The organism is Methylophilus sp., assembly GCF_052437885.1.
Taxonomy (GTDB): domain Bacteria; phylum Pseudomonadota; class Gammaproteobacteria; order Burkholderiales; family Methylophilaceae; genus Methylophilus.
Genome location: NZ_JBQVPB010000003.1, coordinates 218,410 through 239,655 on the forward strand (window position 1 = coordinate 218,410; position 21,246 = coordinate 239,655).

Consider the following 21,246-nt stretch of genomic DNA (forward strand, 5'->3'; position numbering starts at 1 on the left):
AAAAGCTGCCAAAAGCAGCTTTTTTTTATTAGGTTCAGCTTTATTTATCAGGCGTAGCCGTTTATTTCCAGCTCACCAGCTGATCTAACTCGCGGCGTGTTTTCGGCCGGGGTTCATGTTTGCGGTAACCAAACGCCACCATATACGCCAGCCCGTACTGTGCCAGATCGACGCCGAACTGCTCGGCCAGCAGTGCATCGGTCTCCTTCTGCTTGAAACCTTCGATAGGGCACGAGTCTATGCCGCGCATGGCTGCCACTGACATCATGTTGGCGAGCGGGATATAGCATTGCTTGCTGGCCCAGTCGAACAGCTTGCGTTCGTCGGTCAGATCAAAATCAGATTGCTGGAACTGGGTATAAAAGCCTAAACGCATATCTGCTACTTCCTGCGGATGATGTTGAACTTCACGCATAAACTTTGGCAGGTAAGGACCTTTAGGATCCAGGAATGGTGATTTCATTGCCAGGCACAAGACAAAGTGGCTGGCAGTATCCAGTTTCAGCGGTGCGCCCCAGGCATGCTGCTTCAGGCTTTCACGCAAAGCCTTGTCATGCACGACGATAAAGTGCCACGGCTCAAAACCGAACGAGCTGGGTGACAGGCGCGCAGATTCCAGTATCAACTCGAATTCTGCAGCGGGGATCTGCCTGCCGGCATCAAACTCCTTGCAGGCATGGCGAAACTGGAAAGCGTCCAGTATGGCTTGTTGTTCTATCATGGATGTTCCTCATCTAGCGTGATTAATTTACCTGCACTCAAAAACAGGATGGCGGTTTTAACCGGCAGGCCGGCTTGCCGGAATAGCTGGGCATAGGCGGCCAGCTGCGGCCTGAACTGCGCAGCCACCAGCTGCAGGTCTTGCTGCGGGCTCACCGGCATGGATTTATAGTCTATGATCCAGCGTACGCCGTCTGCCACAAACGTGCGGTCTATGACTTTTTTGCTATCGGCCAGTTGTTCTATGGCCAGCTCGGAGGCGGCCTGGTCGTGTGCTTGCAACACCCACTGCCCATGGTCGGAGCGCAGGGTGGTGGTCAATAGTGCAGCTGCTTTTGCTGCGCTGAGGCTGGCCTCGCTGTCGCTGTAAGCACGCTGTTTGAACCAGCGTTGCATGGCCGGTGCCTGTAGCAGGAACTGGTTTTTGACACTCTCCTGCCAGCGGGCTAGGCCTTGCCCGGCGATCAGTTGCAGGTAAAGGTGGGCCAGGGTGCCTATGTCGGCTTCCAGTGCGGCGATGGTCGCATCCTGTTTAGCCTGTATATAGCTTGCTGTGGCCTCACTGCCTGAGTCTTGCAAGGCAGCCGGGGTCTCCGCTTGCCGTACGCGTATCAGTTTAGGGATGAATTGCCTGAGATCGGCATCGGTTTGCGCCAATGGCGCGCGGGCTACCAGGTCGTGCTCGGCGGTGAACCAGCTACTCACCGCCGGCCACAACAGGTGCAGAAAAGTATTTTTACGCGGTTGCGGATCGCCGTTCTTATCCGGCCTGGCGGCGCCCAGTAAATGCAGCTGGCGCTCGGCCCTGGTCGCCGCCACATATAACACGCGCGCGTCTTCATAGGCGGCGCGGGTCTTGTCCAGGTCATTCAGATAGTCATAGGCGGTGACCAGGCCAGTGCCGTTTTGGGCAGTGTTGCCTTGCGCAGCCAGCTGGCGTTTTCTGGCGGTGGGCACAAAGGGTGCTGCGACCAGTTCGCTGTCGCCGTTGTCCAGGGTCACTTCTTCCCAGATCACCAGCTTGGCATCATCCGGCGGGTTGCCGCCATCCAGGCCAGGCAGGATCACGGTATCGAACTCCAGGCCCTTGGATTTATGGATAGTCATGAACTGCAGACTGGCATCGGCTTTGGCATCCGGGGCGGCATAGAGTTTTTTCACATCTTCAGCCAGGGCTTGCGGGCTGAACTGCTTGTGTTGTTCCAGTGCGGCGATACGGGCAAAAAAAGCCTGCACGTCCTGCACGTCGTTTTCATCCCACAGGCAATGCGCGCCTCCCAGCCGTAACCAGGTGTTATGCACCCAGCGGCTGACGCTTGCCCGGCCGCGCCAGTCCAGCGCAGACTGCATGACTGCATAGACATGGCGGGCACGCTGCCGGCCATCGGCACTGAGCCTGGCCAGTACTGCTTCGTCGCCCAGCAGATGCATCACGCTGCGATGGCTGTCCTGGCCGATCAGGGCATGCAGGTCAGCCAGCGTCAAGCCGCACCAGGGCGCACGCAACAACGCCAGCCAATGCACGCGGTCAGCACGCTGATGCAGGGCATAGGTCAGGGTCAGCAAGTCCTGCACGATCTGGCGATTGGCCAGCTCTTCGATCTCGACCGCCTGAAAGTTCAGCTCACTATGCTTGCGCCGCATCTCGCTGACCAGGGCGTGCAGATGCCGGCGGGCGCGTACCAGTACGGCGATGGTGGCCTGCGGTTTATGCGCGCGCGTGTCGCGTATGATGCGTATGATCTGCTCGGCTTCCAGATGACGCAAATCAGCAGGCTCTTCGTCTGTCTCGGTCACCGGCATCAATAGCGGGTGCACGAACACCCCGGCGCCTTCGGTATTTTCCCTGGTCGCCACAAATGGCCGGTAAGCGATGGCGCCTTGCTGCGGTGCGTCCCTGGCGGGCAGCATGCCTTTAAAGGTCTGGTTGATCCAGTCCACCACCGGCGGGCGCGAACGGTTGTTGCGCCACAGTTTGAGCGGGGTCAGCAGGATATCGCCTATGCCATGCACAGCCACATTGAGGAACAGGCCGACATTGGCTTTGCGGAAGCGGTAGATAGACTGCATGGGGTCGCCCACGGCAAACAGGGTGCGGCCATCGCCAGGCAGCCAGCCGCGCGTGAGTGCCTTGAGCAGGTCTATCTGCATGGGGCTGGTATCCTGAAACTCATCAACCAGCAGATGCTGGATACGGTAATCCAGGCGCATGGCCAGTTCGCTGGCAACCCCGCCTTCTACCAGTGCAGCCAGGGCACGCTGGGCGATCTCGACAAAGTCCACTTCATTTTGTGCCTGAAAGCATAGCCATAACTGTGCAGCGGCGATATTCAGTAACTGGCTGAGCGCCTGGATGATGGCATCGTCTTCGCTGTCGGGGTCAGGCAGCATGCGTATGCGGGCTATGCTGGCCTCACTGTCGCTGTGTTGCGCCAGCCCATCCAGCAGCTCGGTCAATGCCTGCTTGTAGGGTTTGGCTTCGTCGGTGGCGGGCAAGCCCATATTCTTATCCAGCCGTTTGCGCAGGCCACCGCTGCTGGTCAGCAATAACTCGGCCAGCGCGCGCCAGCCGGGTAGGTCTTCAATATCGGCGCTGAATGGCTGCTGCCAGTCTCTTAATGCAGAGAGCGGGTGATCAGGCGCAAGCTGGCTGGCGGCATAACGCGCGATAGGCATCAGCGCAGACTGGGTACGGCCTGGCAATGCCTGCGCGGCCTGATGCAGCTCGCTTTCTATCAGGTGTAGCAATGCCAGCCTGGCAGCATCCGTTTGCCGGCCGCTAGTGTCATTGTCAGCCTGGCTCAGATGCAGCCATTGCTCGCGTTTGGACAGCATAGACATCAGCAGGCCTTCCAGCCGTGACTGGTCATTATCCATGTAGCGCAGCACCAGCCGTACCGGCGCACCCAGTGCCGCGTCATCCATGGTTTGCAGTGCCTGCCCGGCGGCTTCGCGGTAATAGGCCCAGGCGTCTTCAGTCACCGCCGGTTGCGTACCAAAACGGCTTAATAACGGCATTTGCCGTGCCAGGTTGGCACACAGTGAATCTATGGTGTAGATACGCAACCTGGCAGGCGTTTCCAGCAAATGCCAGTCGAGTTCGGCAGAGCGGCGTAAGGCCTGCTGGCCTAAGGCAAAAGTGACCTGTTTGTGCGGGGCTTCGGGCAGTACGCCTGCCGCGGCCAGTTGCAGGCTATCCAGGATACGCGCACGCATTTCAGATGCTGCCTTGTTGGTGAAAGTGATGGCAATGATCTCTTCCGGCGCCTGCACCGTTTGCAACAGCTTGAGCACGCGCTGCGTCAGCAGCTCGGTCTTGCCGGCGCCAGCGGGCGCTTCCACAATAAAGGATTCTATCTGCAGCGCGCGCTGGCGGTTGGCCGTATCGTTGGCCAGCGCTTGCTGCAAGTCAGCGTCAGGCATGCTCATACTCATGCCTGCTCACCATGCTGGTTAGGCTGGTTAGGCTGGTTAGGCTGCCTGTGCTCGAACTGCAGTTGCCGCTCGGGCAGCCGCAACAATGGCAGCACATCGCAATAATCCAGATCCTGCTCAGACTCAAACACCACTGCGGCGTCGCCGGCCTTCAAGGCCTGTGCGGTGCGGGTGATCTGGCTGCGCCAGTGTTGCAGTATGGATGGCCAGTCGGGGAAGGCTTGCGGGTCGAACAATTTGTTTTTTTCGTGGTTGAAGGCCTTGATGCCAGTGACGATGTCATCTTCAGCCGCCACGCCGGTAAAGCCGCCATCCGTCAGCCGCAGTTTGCCAAAGCAGACAGCGGCGATGTCTGCGTCCTGCAGGATAAAAGCGGCATAGATAGGCAGTTGCGGCTCGGTGATCTTGTCGCTGGCCCAGTTTTTATAATCCGGGGCGCTACCGGTTTTATAGTCGATCACCACCAGCCTGCCATCCGCCAGCGTATCTACGCGGTCTATGATCAGGGTGACCTGTATGCCTTCTATCAGTGGCGTGAATTTTTCTTCGGTCAGCGTCACCTCAAAGGCTTGCGGGCGTTCGCGTTCGACTTCCCATAGCCAGGTCAGGGCCAGCTTGCCCAGGCGCTCACTTTCGAGCTGGCAGAACACTTCGGAGAACGGTTGCGAATAAGCCTGGTTGAATTCTGCGATCACGGCAGTGGCGATCTGCTCCAGCTGTGTTTTGAGCGCCTCTGCCTGCACCGCTGACCAATCCACAGCCGGTTGCTGGGCCCAGAAAGCCGCCATCACACGGTGTATCAGGTCGCCACGCTGCATGGCGTCCAGGCCATTGTGCGGCGTTTCCAGTTTGCGTGCTTTCAGGCGGTACTGGTAAAACGCCCAGGCCGGGCACAGTGCCTGCGCACGCAACAAACCGGTGCCGCCACTGACATGCTCGCCGTCTTCTACCGCGGGTGCCTGCTGGTCATCCAGCCATTGCCAGTCTTGCGTGGCTGACTGTGCCAGCGTCTCGGCCAGGGTGGCTGCGCCCGGGCTGGCGTCGGTTTGCGGGATAGACTGTATCAGCGGGCTGATGCGCAACAGCCTGTCACCTTCGCGGTCTGCATACGAGAAGATCACCTGCCTGGCCGAACGCAGCAGGCGCTGGTGTATCTGGCTGGCAAAGGCTATCTGCACCTCACTGCTGGCATTCGGCGTCGCCGCCTGGCGCTGCAGCTCGGCGGGGATCAGGGCATTGGTGCGCGACAGCGGTGGCCATACATGATCATTCATGCCCATCACCCACACTGCATCCAGCGTCTGGGCCGAAGCTTCCAGCATGCCCATCAGCGTGATATTCGGCACACGCACTGTTTGCGGCTGGAAGATCTGTGCCTGACACAATTGCGATAAACGCTGCAGGGCAGTCATGGCATCTATGGCGCCTAACCAGGCATCCAGCGCCGCCAGCTGGCCGAGTACACGCTGGAAAGATTGCTGGCACTGATATTCATGGCTGGACAAGCTGCGTTCACCCGGCCAATGGGTGGCTTCCAGCAATTGATTAAAACTTTGCACCCAGGCTGAAGGGGCTTGTTTACGCGGTGTTTGTCTTGCCAGCGTGAGCAGCGCCTGCAGGTCGGCGTATAGCGCCGGGCTGAGCACCGGGTGTATATCCTGCTGTTTACGTTCGATAAAGCGCAAAAAAGTCGCTGCTTTTACCTGCAAAGGCAGTTGCCTGCGCATGTCGGCATCCAGGGTCGCACGCGGATCAGCTTCATATTGTGCTTGTGACCAGTAGATATTGCCCAGCAAGGCAGACAGCTCGGTTTGCGAGAAAGGCGATTGTTGAAAAGCCAGCCTGAGCAAACTGAGTGCGCTATCCACCAGCGGCCAGCGGCTGAGTGGCAGACCGAGCGAGAACTCATAGCAACGCGGCGTTTCGGCATGTGCCGGGTGCAGTGCCTGGTGGTGGAACACATCGTCCAGCAGGTGGGCCAGGGTGTCACGCAGGCTATCCAGTTCAGGCACCACGATTGCCAGCCTGGCCTGCGGGTCATTTGCCAGGTGCTGCTGGGCCCAGTGTACTGCGGCGCGGCATTCGTCCATGGTTTCGGCAAACAGCATGCGTTTGACTTCATCCGCGCTGACACCCATGTCAAATGTGCTGACGCTGACCCCTTGCGCCTGCAGCTCGTTGATCAATGCCTGCAGATGCGGGTTGATACGGTCAAAGCCGGCCAGTTGTATCTGGGCCGGCAGCGTGCACGGGTGTTGCTGCAACTGCTCCAGTTGCCAGGTCTGGTAACGCACGCTTTCCAGGTAGCCACTCTGTTTGCACAAGGCCTGAAACTGCTGGCGCCATTGCATGAACTGGCGCGTCTCTTCAGTGGCGGTGTCCATATCCACGCTGATATTCCACTCTATCAGGTAACGGTTGGCCTCCATGGCGGCGCTGGCCAGGCCATTGGTATTGAACAGTCCCGCCGCTTCGTGGCGGCTGAGGCTGGCCTGTATGGCCTGTTCCCACAACAAGGCTTCCTGTGTGGCTGAAAGCATGCCCAGTGGCGCCGCAGACACCGCTATCTGTCCGCACAGAATGGCATGCTCGGTCAGCTGGTTCAGCCAGTCCTGCACCGGGTAGACCTCGACTGCCTGCCACTGTGACAGACCTTGTTGCTGGAATTGTTGTTGCAGGGTCAGGCGGATGCCCTGGGCCAGGCGCGCGGAGGCGCATAAAATGATGCGCTGGTTTTCTATGGGCTGGGAATGCATCCGGTGCAGAATCTGGTGTTTAATGAATTAAAGTGTAATGAATTTAAAGTACAGTGAATTAAGTTTCAAGCATGCCTAACCGTTTGCTCGCATCAGCCAGGGCCTGTTGCTGCGCTAAAACCGGGCCAGGCAAACCAGCATCAGGCAAACCGGCGCGGTGCTGCAGTTGCGTGGTGAATATCATTTTTCATCCGGGTATCTTCTCAGGTAATATCAGGCCTGACGCTAGCTGATTCTAACAACTTTTATTGGGTGCATATCAAATATGGGGAAATTTATAAAAATAATATTCTGGCTGATCCTGTTCCCGCTGGTTTTTTTCACGCTGTATACCTGGGCATCGCTGAACTGGGTGTATTCCTATGGCGAGCGCATAGGTTATGTGCAAAAACTGTCGAATAAAGGCTGGGTATGCAAAACCTGGGAAGGCGAGCTGGTGCTGGTCACCATCCCCGGCACCCAGGCCGAAAAATTCTACTTCACCGTGCGCGATCCCGCAGTGGTGCTGAAGGTCAACAGGCTGGCGGGTGAGCGGGCGAGGCTGTTATACAAAGAGCACAAGGGCGTACCCTCCAGCTGTTTTGGTGAGACCAGCCATTATGTCTATGATGCACAAGAGATAGAAGACGAAAAATAGCCTGCTTCGCCTGCAAAAAAAATGCTCCCGACCGGGAGCATTTTTATTTGTCTGACTAGTCGCGTGATCAGTCGAGCCTTTGATCAAGCAATCAGGCGCAAGTCTGGCCTGCTGTCTGTTTCATAGCCATCAGTTTTAAACTGGTTCACCGACTCTACCAGGGTATGCACCTGCTCCAGCATGCTTTCTGCCGCAGCGGCTGCCTGTTCTACCAGCGCTGCATTCTGCTGGGTGGTCTCATCGATGGAAGTCATGGATTCATAGATCTGCTCCAGGCCGCTACTTTGCTGCATGGAAGCCTCGGAGATCGCCTGTATGCTGTGCGACACCTGTTGTACGGCACCGACGATCTCCTGCATGGTGTGGCCAGCGCGGTTGACCTGTCTGGCGCTGTCACTGGTTTGCGAGACAGAGGCGGCGATCAGCTCCTTGATCTCTTTGGCAGAGGCGGCAGAGCGTTTGGCCAGGTTGCGCACTTCGCCGGCGACGACGGCAAAGCCACGGCCTTCTTCGCCGGCACGCGCGGCTTCGACGGCGGCATTCAGCGCCAGGATATTGGTCTGGAAAGCGATACTGTCTATCACGCCGGTGATCTGCTCTATCTGTGCCGAGGTGTGATTGATGGCCTGCATGGTGGTGGTCAGGGCAGTGAACGCCTCGCCGCCTGCCAAAGCCAGCTGGTTGGCCTGATTAGCCTGCAGGTTGGCTTGCTGGGCATGGTCAGCGGTCTGCTTGATATTGCTGGTCAGGGTTTCCAGATTGGTGGCCGTTTCCTGCAGGGCATTGGCCTGGGTCTCGGTGCGGCGGGAGAGGTCGTTATTGCCTTTCTCGATCTCGGCCGCAGCGACCTGTATGGTCTCGGCCGCGACTTTGACTGTCTGTATAGGCGCCACCATGCGTTGCAATATATCTTGCGAACCCTGCAGCGCTTCCCTGAAATCACCAGAGTGGGCGTTGACATCGACCAGGCTGTAAAGCTGGCCTTGCTGCGCCTCGCCTGCAATCTGGCGGGTGTCTGCCACCAGGTGGTTAACGGCGGCTATGCAGGTATTGAGGTTGTTGATCAACACCTTGAAATCACCATGGTACTGGTTATGGATAGGCGCAGGGATATCACCGGCAGCAATGCGTTTCACGCAATCGGCGGCCACGTTCAAAGGTGAGACCACCGCATCCAGCGTCTGGTTGATACCGTGGATGATCTTGCGGAAATCACCGGCATGCGCTTCGATATCGACACGGGTATGCAACTGGCCCTGCTGTGCGTCAGAAGCCAGGTGGTGTACATCGGCGATCAATTGATGGATGGCGCCCGCGCAATGCTGCAGGCTGGTCTGCACCAGGTTGAAATCACCGACAAAATGTTCTTCTATGCGGGTAGGGATATGGCCGGCCGCCATTTCATCCAGATAACGGGCTGTGGTTTTCAACGGGTCTACCACTGCGTTCAGCGTCTGGTTAAAGCCGGCGACTATCTGTTTGAAATCGCCGTGGTGGCGAGACACATCGGCGCGTATATTCAGTTGTCCGTTTTCTGCCGCCTGCGACAAGGTCTGCACATCTTCTATCAGCAGTTTAAAATTCTGGCGCACTTGTTCTATGCTCTGGTTGATATAGCTGCGCTGACCGGCAAACGCTTCCAGCGGCTGGTTGAAATCGCCTTCGCCAAAGGCAGTCACTATCTGTAATGACTTGGTTTGCGCCACGATATGTTCTTCTACCATGCGGTTGATGCCTTCGGTCAGCTGCTGGTAGGCACCATTGAATTGCTGGCTGTCTATACGGTGGTCTATCAGGCCGACGCTATGTTTGCTGGACATCTCATTCAGCGATGCAACGATGCGTTGTATGGTCGCTTGCATGCGTTGCATCTCGTTGAGCAACCTGCCGGTCTCGTCATCGCGGGTGGGCGTATCATGGGTGATGAATTCGCCGTTGGCGATCTGGTGCGATAAATGCAAAGCCTGATTTAACGGGCGGGTGATAGAACGTGTCATTTTCCAGGCGATGCCTATCGCCATGATCACCGCGACCAGCAAAGCGGTTTCTATCTGCTTGTTGGCGGCAGCGATGGTGGTGGCGAATTGGCCGGAAGCCTCGCTGACGCCGGCAATATTCATATCCATCAGCAACCTGAGCGAGTGGTTAAGTGGTTTGTCTGCGCCTTTCACGGTCGCGTCTATCTCGGTGACACTCATGCCACCATTTTTAAGCTCCTCGCAACGGGCGATCGCTGCGCGGTAAGTGGAAAGGCCGAGCGCGATATTGCCGAGGATCTCCTCTTCCTGCTGGTTGATCTCGCCGGTCGCCTGGTAAGCCGCCATCGCCTGTTCAATGTCCTGCATGCTGTGCTGGAACTTGGTGGCTTCGCGGCCGCCACGCAACACATAATTCTTAAAGTGGTGCACCCCTTCGCTCAAGCCTTTGCTGGCATTCTCGATTTGTGTCCGTTTGACCAGATTGGTGTTCTCAAAATGCTGCCAGGTCTGGTGGATCTGGTTGAAGCCACGCCAGGCAATGGCGAAAATTAAAGCGGTGAACAGGATCAGTAATGCGTACCCCAAGAACAAGCGGGTTCCCACGTTGAGGTGAGCGATGGATTTTTTCATGAATTCCTCTAGATAATGCTGAATGACTAATAATGCGTGAATGACTAAGAGTATTAGTCCAACTGGCGTTGCCTGGTGTGACGTTTGCGCAGCTCACATGTGAATTACGCAAGAAAAACCCGAAACTGAAGGCAAAATTAAAAGCTTCACAAAAGCTTCATATACGGCGCTGGCTGTGAATGCGCCGGCAGGCCAAAGCGCCAATACAAACCGCAATACGTTGTATCATGTGCAGGGCTGGAATCAACAACAGCAGGGCAGACCCTGGATAGAACTGGTAATCAATGGCAGAGTACAAGAATTACATCACGCCGGAAGGCTACGCCGCGATGGAAAAAGAGTTTCAATTTCTGATCAAGGTCGATAGACCTGAAGTGGTGCGCGTAGTGAGCTGGGCGGCTGGCAATGGTGACCGTAGCGAGAACGGTGACAATAAAAAATGACCCCTATTTTCATACTAAATTAGTTTTTTCCCAGCATAATTATTAGCTTATAAATAGTACATATACTTTTTCAGGATAATATTTTGATTATGAACATTAATGATCTTGAAGAAATCTTAAATCAAATAGATGGGATAGGAACGCACTGCGAGTTGGATATTAAAGCTTTGAATTACTCGGAATTACTATGCTTGCACTTTCTACTCGAAACGAATCAATCTTTTGGAGTCATTAAACTGGACGAAGAGAAATTTCCATTTCAATTTAGTCAGTCAATCATGGATGGTCTGATCGAAAAAAAATATTTATCTATATTCAAAATAGATGTAGCCAGCATATATGCATTTTTAAACGAGAATCTTCAGAATTTGGAATCCGTGCAAAAGAGCTATTTAGAGTTACTAATTAAATATAGTTCTGAAGAGGCCATTAAACTAACTCAACAGAAAATAGAATTTTTAGAATTTCGTGACTTAGTAAGTTTGGAGCTTAAAAATTGCCTAACTATGAAATACGAAGATATTGTAGCTATGGAAGTTTTCATCAAACATCACCAAAAAGAAAAATCTTTATTCATTTTTAAAGAGCTAGTTGGTAGATATAATTTAAATATAAAAACTATACCAAGTTTGACTTTTAAATTAGAAAGTCTCGCTTGGAGTCATTCGATCGTAAATGTAGAGAGATTGCTAACTATAACTTGCAGATCAATTTCTGCGGATTTACGGCGAAATCGTCATTCATTAAGGTTTCTACCAAAACTATTCATGAATCGTCTTGATTATTTCTCTAATAAAAAAGCAGCTGGTGCTCAATTAGTTGATAATGGGGAATCGAAGCATAAATTTTTCTGGTCAATAATTGATGATTTTATCGAGCAAAACCTCTCGCTTAGTACCGGAACCATGAATTCATTGAGTGGTTTTGAATTAATTAATCTTTGGATGAATAAGCCAAAGATTGATATTAACTTGAGGCAGCTTATTAACTAAATCGAATTACAATTTGCACTGGGAATTGTATATTAGCGGAATATTCCGGCTAGAGAAAAATCTACTTTGATTTCACTATTGGATTGGTAGTCAATCCAAATGCACAACGTATTTTCAGGTGTAGCCATTTTTGAATACGTGAGGATGTGGAACCGAACCTTAGTTAAAATGTGGGTAAGCTGCTTGGTTCACTACTTATCAATCATAGGGGAGCAGGTTGCATTTAGTAGTCCGAATTGTCGTCAGGAACGATTTGCATCATTGCTCTTTGATAACTCTTTACTTACTTCCCGGGACTGCTTTTTTTCGATTTGTGTAGTTTATAGGCAAGAATAGCCAAACCTACAACTGAGATTGAAATTATTACACTAAGGAAAATTGCAACATTCAGCATATTTATGATTTCCTTTTCAAATCATCGTTAGCCCATCTATTTTGAATTGCCTTTTGAATTTCTTCAATGGTGGCTTTATAGATGGTTTTATAGCTGAGTGAGCCAATATATCCTGGTCTTTCAGCACTATTTATCATTGTTTGAAAAGTAATATTGGTACCAATAGAAACTTCTCGTTTACTCATTCGTAAAAGCTCTATCTCCTCATCGTTAAGCATGCCTAGGCCTTTACCTTTACGCAACTGCATAAGTTTACGTGTGGATGGAGTTAGATAGATGCCTTCTGATATCTCATCGATTTTATTAACCATTCATTAGACCTTTAAAAGCAGAGCGTTGAAAATTCACTGTCGTTATGATAATTGAATTTAGGCTTTATTTTGCAATGAAGTAAAGGTGGATAGACTAATCTAATTAGTAAAAATGTTCTTAAATTCTTTGAATATGCATTAACTTCCCTCTGATACTGTTTCTGTAACTGCATAACTCGTCAAACTTCATCCATGGACAAAACAGCTTCTTTGGTCACCTCTAACATGATTTATTATTGTTGCCCTACCGCAGTGCATATAGAGTTGGTCCTGCATATTAGCAATCAGTTCTGCTTGACCACATTCAGGCCATTTCATTTGAATATCACTTACAAGAAATTAGATCAGTATGTGGCTATATGAATGAAGCGCTACCAATCTTGATTGGCAGCGTTTTATTCATTAACTTACCGTATATCAGATATCGCAATAAAGCACCCTCATGTGTTGCAGCACCTCTCATGCATGAAAGCGTATATGCTGCAACAGGCTGTAGTTCCGTCAAAGTTGGCACTACTAGTAATCCCTATTACATTGAAGATGCATTGACTTCATTGTTGAACAGTTTCTGTAACTGCATTACACGACGAACTTCACCCATCCGTAAAACAGCTTCATTACATGCCGGACAATATTCACCCCTTACATGATTTATTATTGTTGTTTTACCTTTGTACGTATAGGATTGGTCACGCACATCTGCGATCAGTTCTACTTGACCACATTCAGGGCATTTCATGTAAATGACTCCTTTTAAAATAATTGATCAGTAACATTCTCGTTCGGGTAGCCCATTACAAAAAGATTAGTAGCAGCGTGGAGCATTTGTAGCACTCTTTCGGTTGCCCAGTGTTGCCTCAGAAATGATTAATGCCCAGTTTACACTACTCTTAATCCACTAATTAATCGTTCTAATTCCTTAAATACTAGACAGTTCTGTTAGCTTGATTTGCTAATACATTGTGTTTACTACTATGAGATGAGCATTAATTCCAATATATGCTGAGCACTCATTCCAGTTCAATTTAAGCAGTAATTCCAGTTGAATTGAGCAGTTGGATGACAATTGTTTAGTTGATCACCCAAGCGCCTTCTCGACTATAAACAAGAGCCTGGGTCTTGAGGCCCAACTAGCGGTCAGTAAGTTTTTTCTTTGCTCGCAGCTTCCTCATCGACTCCCCTTTCAAATGCAGTACATGAGACTGGTGTATCACCTGGTCGAGGATGGCATCCGCAAGTGTGGGGTAAGGGAATAAATCATGCCATTGATCAAATGGATATTGAGTTGTAAACAGTAACCTCTAAAAGAAAAACCCGCATATAGGGGTCGTCTCAGAAAACAGAAAATAAAGCACCTTAAGCCGGTTGCAGAGGTAAGCGGCCTAAACTTGCCCGCGCCAGAGGTAATCGCCGGTCTGGTTGATGTGTTCCCAGCCCAGCGGCGACAGGTACTGCAACAGCGTTTCATCGACGGCATTGCCGTTGCCACGCAGCGCATGCGCTGCACCAGACAGACCGTGTTCCACAGCACAACGGCGGCCGAGGCTGCCGAAACTAAACCGCGACACGCTACTTTTTCGTTTCTAAATCTTGAATATAACTTTTCATTTCGCCGATTTCCTTGCGCTGTGCGGCAATGATTCCATCCGCCAATTTCCGAACCCTCGGATCAGTGATCTTTGCCCGCTCGCTGGTCAAAATAGCGATGGAATGGTGAGGAATCATCGCTCGCATATAATCTAAATCATCAACAGTCGTTTGGCTGCGTACCAGCCACAAGGAAACGGAAAAGACAATGACGCTAGCCGCAAAAATAGAGAGATTTACCCCCTTGTTGGGATACATCTTCCACATGAAGGCTAGCATTACCACAGCCATGGTAGCCCCCATGATAAGGGCCATATAGGCCCGAGTTTCGCTAAAGAAAACGTGATCAAGCGAATAGGTATTTAGATACATCAGGCCAAACATGATGATTGTTCCAGCCGCAATCATTTGTGCAAATGTTGTGTATTTCATCGATGCCATCGCATGGCCTTGATTAGATGAAGAGGATTTTTCCATTAGCTTCTCCTTGTTGGGTTATCAATCTAACAAAGACACTGTTTCAAGTCAGGCAGTTCATTTGTACCCCGTGATGACAATGGAGTCATCCCACAGCTTGAAGTGTCTTAACGGGCTTTATTTTCCGTTTTCTGAGACGACCCCATATAGCGGGTTCATTTTATTGTGCAACTGGCATATCAAGGCGGGTTTCAAAAAAATCTAAGCTAAATAGTCTTCATCTGCGACTCAAATTAACAGTTTTGTGCAATTGCAGTATGTGGAGTCTAAAGTTGCACATTATGAGGTCCAAACTGCAAGTTATGATGCTACTCACAGGAGGCGTTGTTTGATCTGGCTTAAAGTGTAACCTCATCGGATTCTTTAAATTAAAATAAAAATCAATTGACTTTCCCATTGTGGGAAGCTTTAGACTGATTTATATTTAATACAAGTTCCGGATTATGAGCATGTCTAAAAAGACTTTAAGTGATGCAATCCAAAATATCTCACTTCCTATCCAAGGGATGACATGCGCCAGCTGCGTTAGGCGTGTTGAAGCCTCCTTAACAAAGGTCCCTGGCGTAGAAAGTGTCTCAGTCAACCTGACAACTGAGCGAGCGACTATTCACGTTACCGAAGAGGTAAATCGCACAGCCTTGATCGAAGCTGTTCGTAAGGTTGGTTATGAAGTTCCAACATCCAAGATCGAACTCAATGTTATTGGGATGACCTGTGCGTCATGTGTTGGCCGTGTTGAGAAAGCGCTCAGGTCTGTACCAGGAGTTCTTGAAGCAACAGTTAACTTGGCCACTGAACGTGCATCCATTGAGGGTTCAGCCGCGCCAACAGCATTGATTTCCGCGATCGAGCGTATCGGTTACGAAGCTAAGGTCATTGACTCTCTATCCTCCTTACAGGCTGTAGCAGAAAGTCAAAAAGAGATTGAATTACTCAAATTGAAGCGGGACCTAATTCTGGCAGCAGCGCTGTCGTTACCAGTGTTTTTAATGGAAATGGGAGCGCATTTGATATCAGGTGTTCATGAATTAATCATGGATACCATTGGTATGAACACTAGTTGGTACATGCAGTTTATGTTGACGGCTTTGGTACTGGCTTTCCCTGGTAGACGCTTTTACCAGAAAGGCTTTCCTGCACTGCTTAGGCTTGCTCCAGATATGAACTCGCTCGTAGCAGTAGGTACCGCTGCGGCTTTTGGATATTCAATAGTCGCGACCTTTGCTTCTGGACTGTTACCGGAAGGAACCGTCAATGTCTATTATGAAGCGGCTGCAGTCATTGTCGTTTTGGTATTACTTGGCCGATTTCTGGAGGCCCGTGCCAAGGGGCGCACTTCCGAAGCAATCAAGCGCCTGGCAAAAATGCAGGTCAAAGAAGCGCATGTCATGCGCAATCATCGCTTTTTGGATGTCCCTATCAATGAAGTGGTGCTCAATGATGTGCTCGAAGTGCGACCTGGCGAGAGAGTGCCGGTAGACGGTGAAGTCACCAATGGTAAAAGTTTCGTTGATGAATCCATGATCACTGGTGAACCCATCCCTGTTGAGAAAACCCTGGGTAGTTCTGTAGTCGGCGGCACCGTTAATCAGAAAGGAATATTGGAGATGCGTGCGACAGCCGTTGGTAATCAAACCATGCTGGCTCAGATCATACGTATGGTGGAACAGGCACAAGGATCTAAGCTACCAATACAGGCGCTCGTAGATAAAGTGACTATGTGGTTTGTACCTGCCGTCATGGGTGCTGCTTTGCTCACATTTATCAGCTGGATGATTTTTGGTCCATCCCCTGCATTGACCTTCGCATTAGTGAATGCAGTCTCCGTGTTGATCATTGCTTGTCCATGCGCCATGGGGCTGGCTACACCTACTTCAATCATGGTTGGAACCGGGCGAGGTGCCGAACTGGGCGTATTGTTCAGAAAAGGCGAAGCATTACAGTTGCTCAAGGATGCCAAAGTCGTCGCAGTGGACAAGACTGGTACGTTAACAGAAGGACGGCCAGTGCTTACCGACCTTGAAGTTGCGGAGGGCTTTGAGCGGATTAGTCTTCTTGCAAAAGTCGGGGCGGTTGAATCTAAATCTGAGCATCCAATCGCCCGCGCTATTGTGGCCGCTGCCTCTGAAAATGGACAGTCGCTACCGTCTTTAACAGACTTTGAGTCTGTGACTGGTATGGGCGTAAGAGCAAATGTTGAAGGTGCTCTTGTTGAAGTGGGAGCTGATCGCTTCATGCGACAGCTGGGGTTAGATTTGAACGTCTTTGCACAAACTGCTGAGCGACTGGGTAAAGAGGGTAAGTCACCCTTATACGCCTCTATTAATGGTCAGCTAGCTGGCATTATTGCAGTTGCTGACCCTATAAAAACTTCGACACCGGGGGCAATTGACGCATTGCATCAGTTAGGTCTCAAAGTGGCTATGATTACTGGAGATAATGCCAAGACCGCACATGCAATCGCCCGCCAGCTTGGCATTGATGAAGTTATTGCCGAAGTCATGCCTGAGGGGAAAGTTGACACTGTACGCCACTTGAAAGCTACTTACGGGAAAATCGCCTTTGTGGGAGATGGCATTAATGATGCACCAGCGCTTGCAGAAGCAGATGTAGGCCTGGCAATTGGGACCGGTACAGATGTAGCAGTAGAATCAGCAGATGTGGTCTTGATGTCTGGAAATTTACAAGGTGTTCCAAATGCGATTGCTTTATCCAAGGCAACAATAGGCAATATTCATCAAAACCTGTTCTGGGCATTTGCCTATAACACGGCTTTGATTCCGGTAGCGGCGGGTGCACTTTATCCTGCCTGGGGCCTATTACTATCACCAATATTCGCTGCCGGAGCAATGGCATTTTCCAGCGTGTTCGTTTTAGGTAATGCCTTGCGCTTACGGAAATTCAAACCACCTTTAGTAGAATTCAACAGTCCACAATCCTTGAATAATAATGCTTGACCTTACCATTATTGGAACCTTTAAGGTTATATCACTACCAATTATTGTTAAAGGAGTTGATGATGGAATTTCATATTGAAAATATGACCTGCGGTGGATGTGCAAGAGGTGTGACAAGTGCCATTAAAGCCATAGACCCAGAAGCAAGCATTACAACGGACCCTTCAACCAGAACGGTCAACGTTGAAAGCAGTGTTGCAAAAGACGAGATCTTTTCAGCGCTTATAAATGCTGGTTTTCCACCTGCAAATAAGTAATTTTATCTGCCTGCCGAGCAATATCGGCAGGCTTTTTACCTATCACTTGGGCATCAGCGATGAGTTTATTTAATATTGGGCAAGCTGCAAAGGGGTCGGGTATATCGACCAAAATGATCCGGCATTATGAAAGCGTGGGCTTGTTGCCTGCCGCTTCCAGAACTTTTGCTGGATATCGTCAATATTCTAAAAAAGATATCCATACGTTGAGTTTTATTCGACACTCCCGTGACTTAGGCTTTTCTATCAAGCAAATTGAGGAATTATTAAGCTTATGGCAAGACCCGCATCGGCCAAGCAGTAAAGTGAAAGAATTAGCAAATGCCCATGTTGAAGCGTTAAACCAAAAGATTCAAAGCCTGATGTCGATTAAGTCGGAGCTACAAAAGCTAGTACATTGCTGTCATGGGGATGATCGCCCAGAGTGCCCAATCCTGGAGCAACTTGCGCTTAATCAAACATAGGGTAATTCATAATAGGAAAATTTCAGTTTGGCACTGAATCATTTTTAATTTAGGGGTATCATAACCTCATCGTGAGAAAACTCATTCAGATCTTCGCTATTTGGCTCATCGCAATCATTCTACCGGTGCAGGGATTTGCAGCGGTCAGCATGATGAATTGTGAGAAGCCACAAAACCAGCACATCCATGAAAGTATTAGTGGTCATAGCCATGAACACCACGAGGGTGCTGCGGAGAGTCGTGCTCACAAACATCAAGATGATGCTAAACACGCTTGTAATCATTGTTCCAAATGTTCAGTCTGCTGTTCAGGCTTCGCCTTTGCAGGGTCGGGTGATGACCTGAAGCATCATTTGATTGTTGCAGGTACGGCAATCGGTTTTATCATCCCAGATTTCACTAGCCACATATCCTCCGGTCCTGAGCGACCTCCGCGTTTTATCCTCATTTAGTCTGTTATTGGCTGAAGTCCTATCAGGTCTTTAGCCACCACACTTATGCTTTTGCCTGCTCACGGGAGGCAAAAGAATGCGTTTCCAATGGATGTTGGGAATTCTAAATGAGAGGTCTATATGAAATTTCCTACCCCAAAGAGAGCCTGGCTTGCCTCTCTCTATCAATATGTACTATGTCTTGCGATGACATTAGCATTGGGTATTGGCGCATCATTTGCGGAAGAAAGCTCCGCGCCATACCAGTCCACGTTTGAAGATTATAAGGCGACAAATAGTGACAATCAAACAGATTGGATTTCACTAGATTCTTCGATTGCAGACCAAGGGCATCAAATGTCGGGGATGCAGCACTCCTCGGATCAACCAATGAGTCATGAAGCGATGGGACATAGTATGTCTCATGGCGATACGCATGCTTCACATGACTCAAAGTCTCAGATGCCACCCATGGATCATGGCAATATGAAAGGCATGGATCATAACAGCATGCCGGGGATGGACCATAGCAAAATGCATGACATGAATAGTCAGGCTGAGGATATGGGCCACAGCATGGTAAGCATGGATCATAAATCATCTCCACCTGAAATGTCGGCACACACTCACGACCATGCCATGATGAACCATGCTGGTATGGATCATCACTCCATGCAAAATATGAGTCATTCAGGAAGTGATAGTGAAGAGGCTGTATCAATGACTCATGAGCATGGAAATTCAGAGGTTGAGCTTGCGGAAGAAGATCACTCAAGCCATATCCATGAGTCTTCAGAAGCCGTTAAACCAGAAGTGTCCTCAGAGCACACCGATTTCCAAATTATTCCAAATTTGCATCCGGCAGTCGTGCATTTCCCAATTGCGTTGACCATAGTGGCATTCATTTTAGGCCTAGCTGCTCGCTTGTTTCGCCAATCTGCATCATCCACTTCATTAGCCGCCGCAGGATATTACGTATTGATACTAGCCGCTGTGAGTGCTGTGGCTGCCGTTGGTTTTGGTTGGCTGGCATTCAACTCAACCATGAATCACGATGATGCTGGCCATGCTGCCATGTTGTTGCATCGAGCCTGGGCAATCCCTACTGCTGTTGGATTAGTGCTCCTTGCAATCTGGCATTCTTTTAAATCGCGTCAGGAGAGCCCGATGTCCATTCCTGTATTAGTTTGCCTGGCTGGTTTATCCATGTCTGTCGCGACAACGGCATGGCTGGGTGGTGAAGTAGTCTATCGTCATGGCATTGGTGTTCTATCTTTACCTGCCTCTGGTGGCCATCAACATGCTGGAAATCACCATGGTATGGCAAGTGAATCAGAAATGCCGGCTCAAGACAGCCATTCAGGTCATCAACATGAATCATCTGAAGGAGGTTCACATGAGCACTAATATTGGAAATCTCAGAGCACGCAGTGCCATTCTTGTTGCCGTAAGCTTGTTATTAAGTGGGTGCGCGACCTTCACAAAAGATGGCGGCATGAATGAGGTACAAAAACAAACTCAACCGCACCTGAAACAGGATTATGAATGGGCTAAGACTGAAGAGTCAAAGAAGTTCCTTCAGGACAAGACTCAGACATTGCTCACACAACCTTTGGATGTAGAGGGTGCAGTACAGGTGGCACTTTATAACAACAAAGGACTACAGGCTTCATTCTACGAACTGGGCATCTCGGAAGCAGACCTTGTACAGGCAGGCCGATTGCCTAATCCGCGCTTCTCTATGCTTTATGCCCGTAATGGTGGTGAGTATAAGATTGAGCAGGCATTCACGTTCAACGTCTTCTCATTGATGACTATGCCTAAAGCTGTAGAGGTTGAAAAAAGACGTTTTGCCCAGGCACAAGCATCTACCGCCATAGAGGTGCTGAAACTCGCCTATCAGACACGTGTTGCGTATTTCAATGCTGTGGCCGCCACTGAATTGGCTAAATATAGCGCACAAGTGAAAGAGTCTGCAGAGGCCAGTGCAGAGTTGGCTAAACGACTGCATGAAACCGGCAACTGGAATCGATTAGAGCAGATACGTGAGCAAAGCTTCTATGCTGATGCAGCCCTTGAATATGCCAATGCAAGAAACGCTGAAGTTAAGGCATATGAGGCCCTGGCCAGACAGTTGGGTGTGAAAGTCTCAGAGATCAAAATCCAATCCCGTTTACCTGATCTGCCTAAATCTCTTTCGGAGTTACAGGCTTTTGAACAAAATGCCTATGAACAACGTTTGGACCTGCTGGTTAAGCGCTCTGAAATGGATGCTTTGGCTAAGCAGCTTGGACTGACCAAAACTACGCGGTTCATTAATGTTATCGAACTAGGCCCTGCACGCGTATTAGAAGGCAGAAGGGGTGAGCCTTATAAAAAGGGTATCGATATTTCGTTTGAAATACCATTGTTTGATTGGAGTCAGGCCAAAGTGCCGCGTGCAGAGTCTATGTACATGCAGTCCGCACAGGAAGCTGCACAGTTGGTTATTAATGCGCAATCAGAGATTCGTGAGCGGTATAACACCTATCGCACCAAACATGATGTCACTCGTCACATCCGCGATGAGATTGTGCCCTTACGCAAACGCATATTGTATGAGGACCAACTACGCTACAACGGCATGCTCACAAGCCCATTTGAATTATTTGGCGATGCCAGGGCGCAAGTACAGAGCGTAAAAGGCTATATCGAATCATTACGTGACTTCTGGTTAGCGGATACTGAATTGCAAGCTACTTTAGTCGCCAGTCCTCGTTTGATGGAAGGTCAATAA

At 50.2% G+C, this 21,246-nt stretch carries 17 protein-coding genes and 2 pseudogenes; 9 read left to right on the plus strand and 10 right to left on the minus strand.

The features are described from left to right. Nucleotides 1-61: 61 nt before the first annotated feature. From ACT6RZ_RS04305 to ACT6RZ_RS04320, 4 genes are read right to left on the minus strand one after another with little or no spacing between them, the layout of a single operon-like run. Nucleotides 62-721, minus strand: coding sequence for an NAD(P)H-dependent oxidoreductase (locus ACT6RZ_RS04305; RefSeq protein ID WP_444700959.1), 660 nt, complete (start codon nt 719-721; stop codon nt 62-64). Further along, a complete protein-coding gene (locus tag ACT6RZ_RS04310) occupies nt 718-4,149 on the minus strand; it encodes a UvrD-helicase domain-containing protein (protein ID WP_444701053.1) in 3,432 nt (1,143 codons plus the stop codon). Before ACT6RZ_RS04310 ends, ACT6RZ_RS04305 begins: the two co-directional genes overlap by 4 nt. A 2-nt stretch (nt 4,150-4,151) precedes the next feature. Further along, entirely contained in the window at nt 4,152-6,911 is a 2,760-nt protein-coding gene (locus tag ACT6RZ_RS04315) for a PD-(D/E)XK nuclease family protein (protein WP_444700960.1), read from the minus strand. A gap of 58 nt (nt 6,912-6,969) precedes the next feature. Next, nucleotides 6,970-7,095 (minus strand): hypothetical protein, encoded by a 126-nt coding sequence (locus ACT6RZ_RS04320; protein WP_444700961.1) that lies wholly within the window; start codon nt 7,093-7,095, stop codon nt 6,970-6,972. A gap of 81 nt (nt 7,096-7,176) precedes the next feature. On the opposite strand from ACT6RZ_RS04320, the gene ACT6RZ_RS04325 reads away from it, so the two are divergent. Next, the gene (locus tag ACT6RZ_RS04325; protein WP_444700962.1) at nt 7,177-7,548 is read left to right on the plus strand and encodes a hypothetical protein; all 372 of its coding nucleotides are present in this window, start codon (nt 7,177-7,179) and stop codon (nt 7,546-7,548) included. Between the two features lie 83 nt (nt 7,549-7,631). Here ACT6RZ_RS04325 and ACT6RZ_RS04330 read toward each other — a convergent pair whose 3' ends face one another. Further along, nucleotides 7,632-10,157 (minus strand): methyl-accepting chemotaxis protein, encoded by a 2,526-nt coding sequence (locus tag ACT6RZ_RS04330; RefSeq protein ID WP_444700963.1) that lies wholly within the window; start codon nt 10,155-10,157, stop codon nt 7,632-7,634. 284 nt (nt 10,158-10,441) lie between these two features. On the opposite strand from ACT6RZ_RS04330, the pseudogene ACT6RZ_RS04335 reads away from it, so the two are divergent. Both ACT6RZ_RS04335 and ACT6RZ_RS04340 read left to right on the plus strand, forming a co-directional pair. Next, nucleotides 10,442-10,588: pseudogene (locus tag ACT6RZ_RS04335) on the plus strand (transcription elongation factor GreB); the annotation flags it as partial. A 101-nt stretch (nt 10,589-10,689) separates the two neighbouring features. Beyond that, a complete protein-coding gene (locus tag ACT6RZ_RS04340; RefSeq protein WP_444700964.1) occupies nt 10,690-11,592 on the plus strand; it encodes a hypothetical protein in 903 nt (300 codons plus the stop codon). 396 nt (nt 11,593-11,988) lie between these two features. Here ACT6RZ_RS04340 and ACT6RZ_RS04345 read toward each other — a convergent pair whose 3' ends face one another. From ACT6RZ_RS04345 to ACT6RZ_RS04365, 5 genes and pseudogenes are all read right to left on the minus strand, one after another. After that, nucleotides 11,989-12,297, minus strand: a complete 309-nt coding sequence (locus ACT6RZ_RS04345; RefSeq protein WP_444700965.1) for a hypothetical protein — start codon at nt 12,295-12,297, stop codon at nt 11,989-11,991. Nucleotides 12,298-12,826: 529 nt separating this feature from the next. Then, entirely contained in the window at nt 12,827-13,036 is a 210-nt protein-coding gene (locus ACT6RZ_RS04350) for a type II toxin-antitoxin system MqsA family antitoxin (protein WP_444700966.1), read from the minus strand. A gap of 391 nt (nt 13,037-13,427) precedes the next feature. Further along, nucleotides 13,428-13,592 (minus strand): ATP-binding protein, encoded by a 165-nt coding sequence (locus ACT6RZ_RS04355; protein WP_444701054.1) that lies wholly within the window; start codon nt 13,590-13,592, stop codon nt 13,428-13,430. A gap of 61 nt (nt 13,593-13,653) precedes the next feature. Next, nucleotides 13,654-13,837: pseudogene (locus tag ACT6RZ_RS04360) on the minus strand (Tn3 family transposase); the annotation flags it as partial. A gap of 29 nt (nt 13,838-13,866) precedes the next feature. Beyond that, nucleotides 13,867-14,361 carry a DUF305 domain-containing protein gene (locus tag ACT6RZ_RS04365; RefSeq protein ID WP_444700967.1) on the minus strand — a complete coding sequence of 165 codons (495 nt, stop codon included), beginning with the start codon at nt 14,359-14,361 and terminating at the stop codon, nt 13,867-13,869. A gap of 449 nt (nt 14,362-14,810) precedes the next feature. Here ACT6RZ_RS04365 and ACT6RZ_RS04370 point away from each other — a divergent pair, with 449 nt between their 5' ends. The 6 genes from ACT6RZ_RS04370 to ACT6RZ_RS04395 all read left to right on the plus strand — a co-directional run bounded on the left by ACT6RZ_RS04370 (nt 14,811) and on the right by ACT6RZ_RS04395 (nt 21,246). Continuing rightward, a complete protein-coding gene (locus ACT6RZ_RS04370; protein WP_444700968.1) occupies nt 14,811-17,318 on the plus strand; it encodes a heavy metal translocating P-type ATPase in 2,508 nt (835 codons plus the stop codon). A 62-nt stretch (nt 17,319-17,380) separates the two neighbouring features. Continuing rightward, nucleotides 17,381-17,575 (plus strand): heavy-metal-associated domain-containing protein, encoded by a 195-nt coding sequence (locus tag ACT6RZ_RS04375; RefSeq protein WP_444700969.1) that lies wholly within the window; start codon nt 17,381-17,383, stop codon nt 17,573-17,575. 59 nt (nt 17,576-17,634) lie between these two features. Beyond that, nucleotides 17,635-18,039, plus strand: a complete 405-nt coding sequence (gene cueR / locus ACT6RZ_RS04380; RefSeq protein WP_444700970.1) for a Cu(I)-responsive transcriptional regulator — start codon at nt 17,635-17,637, stop codon at nt 18,037-18,039. Between the two features lie 71 nt (nt 18,040-18,110). Continuing rightward, nucleotides 18,111-18,491, plus strand: a complete 381-nt coding sequence (locus ACT6RZ_RS04385; protein ID WP_444700971.1) for a hypothetical protein — start codon at nt 18,111-18,113, stop codon at nt 18,489-18,491. A 120-nt stretch (nt 18,492-18,611) separates the two neighbouring features. Beyond that, nucleotides 18,612-19,877: a DUF2231 domain-containing protein gene (locus ACT6RZ_RS04390; RefSeq protein ID WP_444700972.1), complete on the plus strand. Its 1,266-nt coding sequence runs from the start codon at nt 18,612-18,614 to the stop codon at nt 19,875-19,877. Then, on the plus strand, nt 19,867-21,246 hold the full coding sequence (locus ACT6RZ_RS04395; protein ID WP_444700973.1) for a TolC family protein: 1,380 nt from the start codon (nt 19,867-19,869) through the stop codon (nt 21,244-21,246). The genes ACT6RZ_RS04390 and ACT6RZ_RS04395 overlap by 11 nt, the downstream gene beginning before the upstream one ends.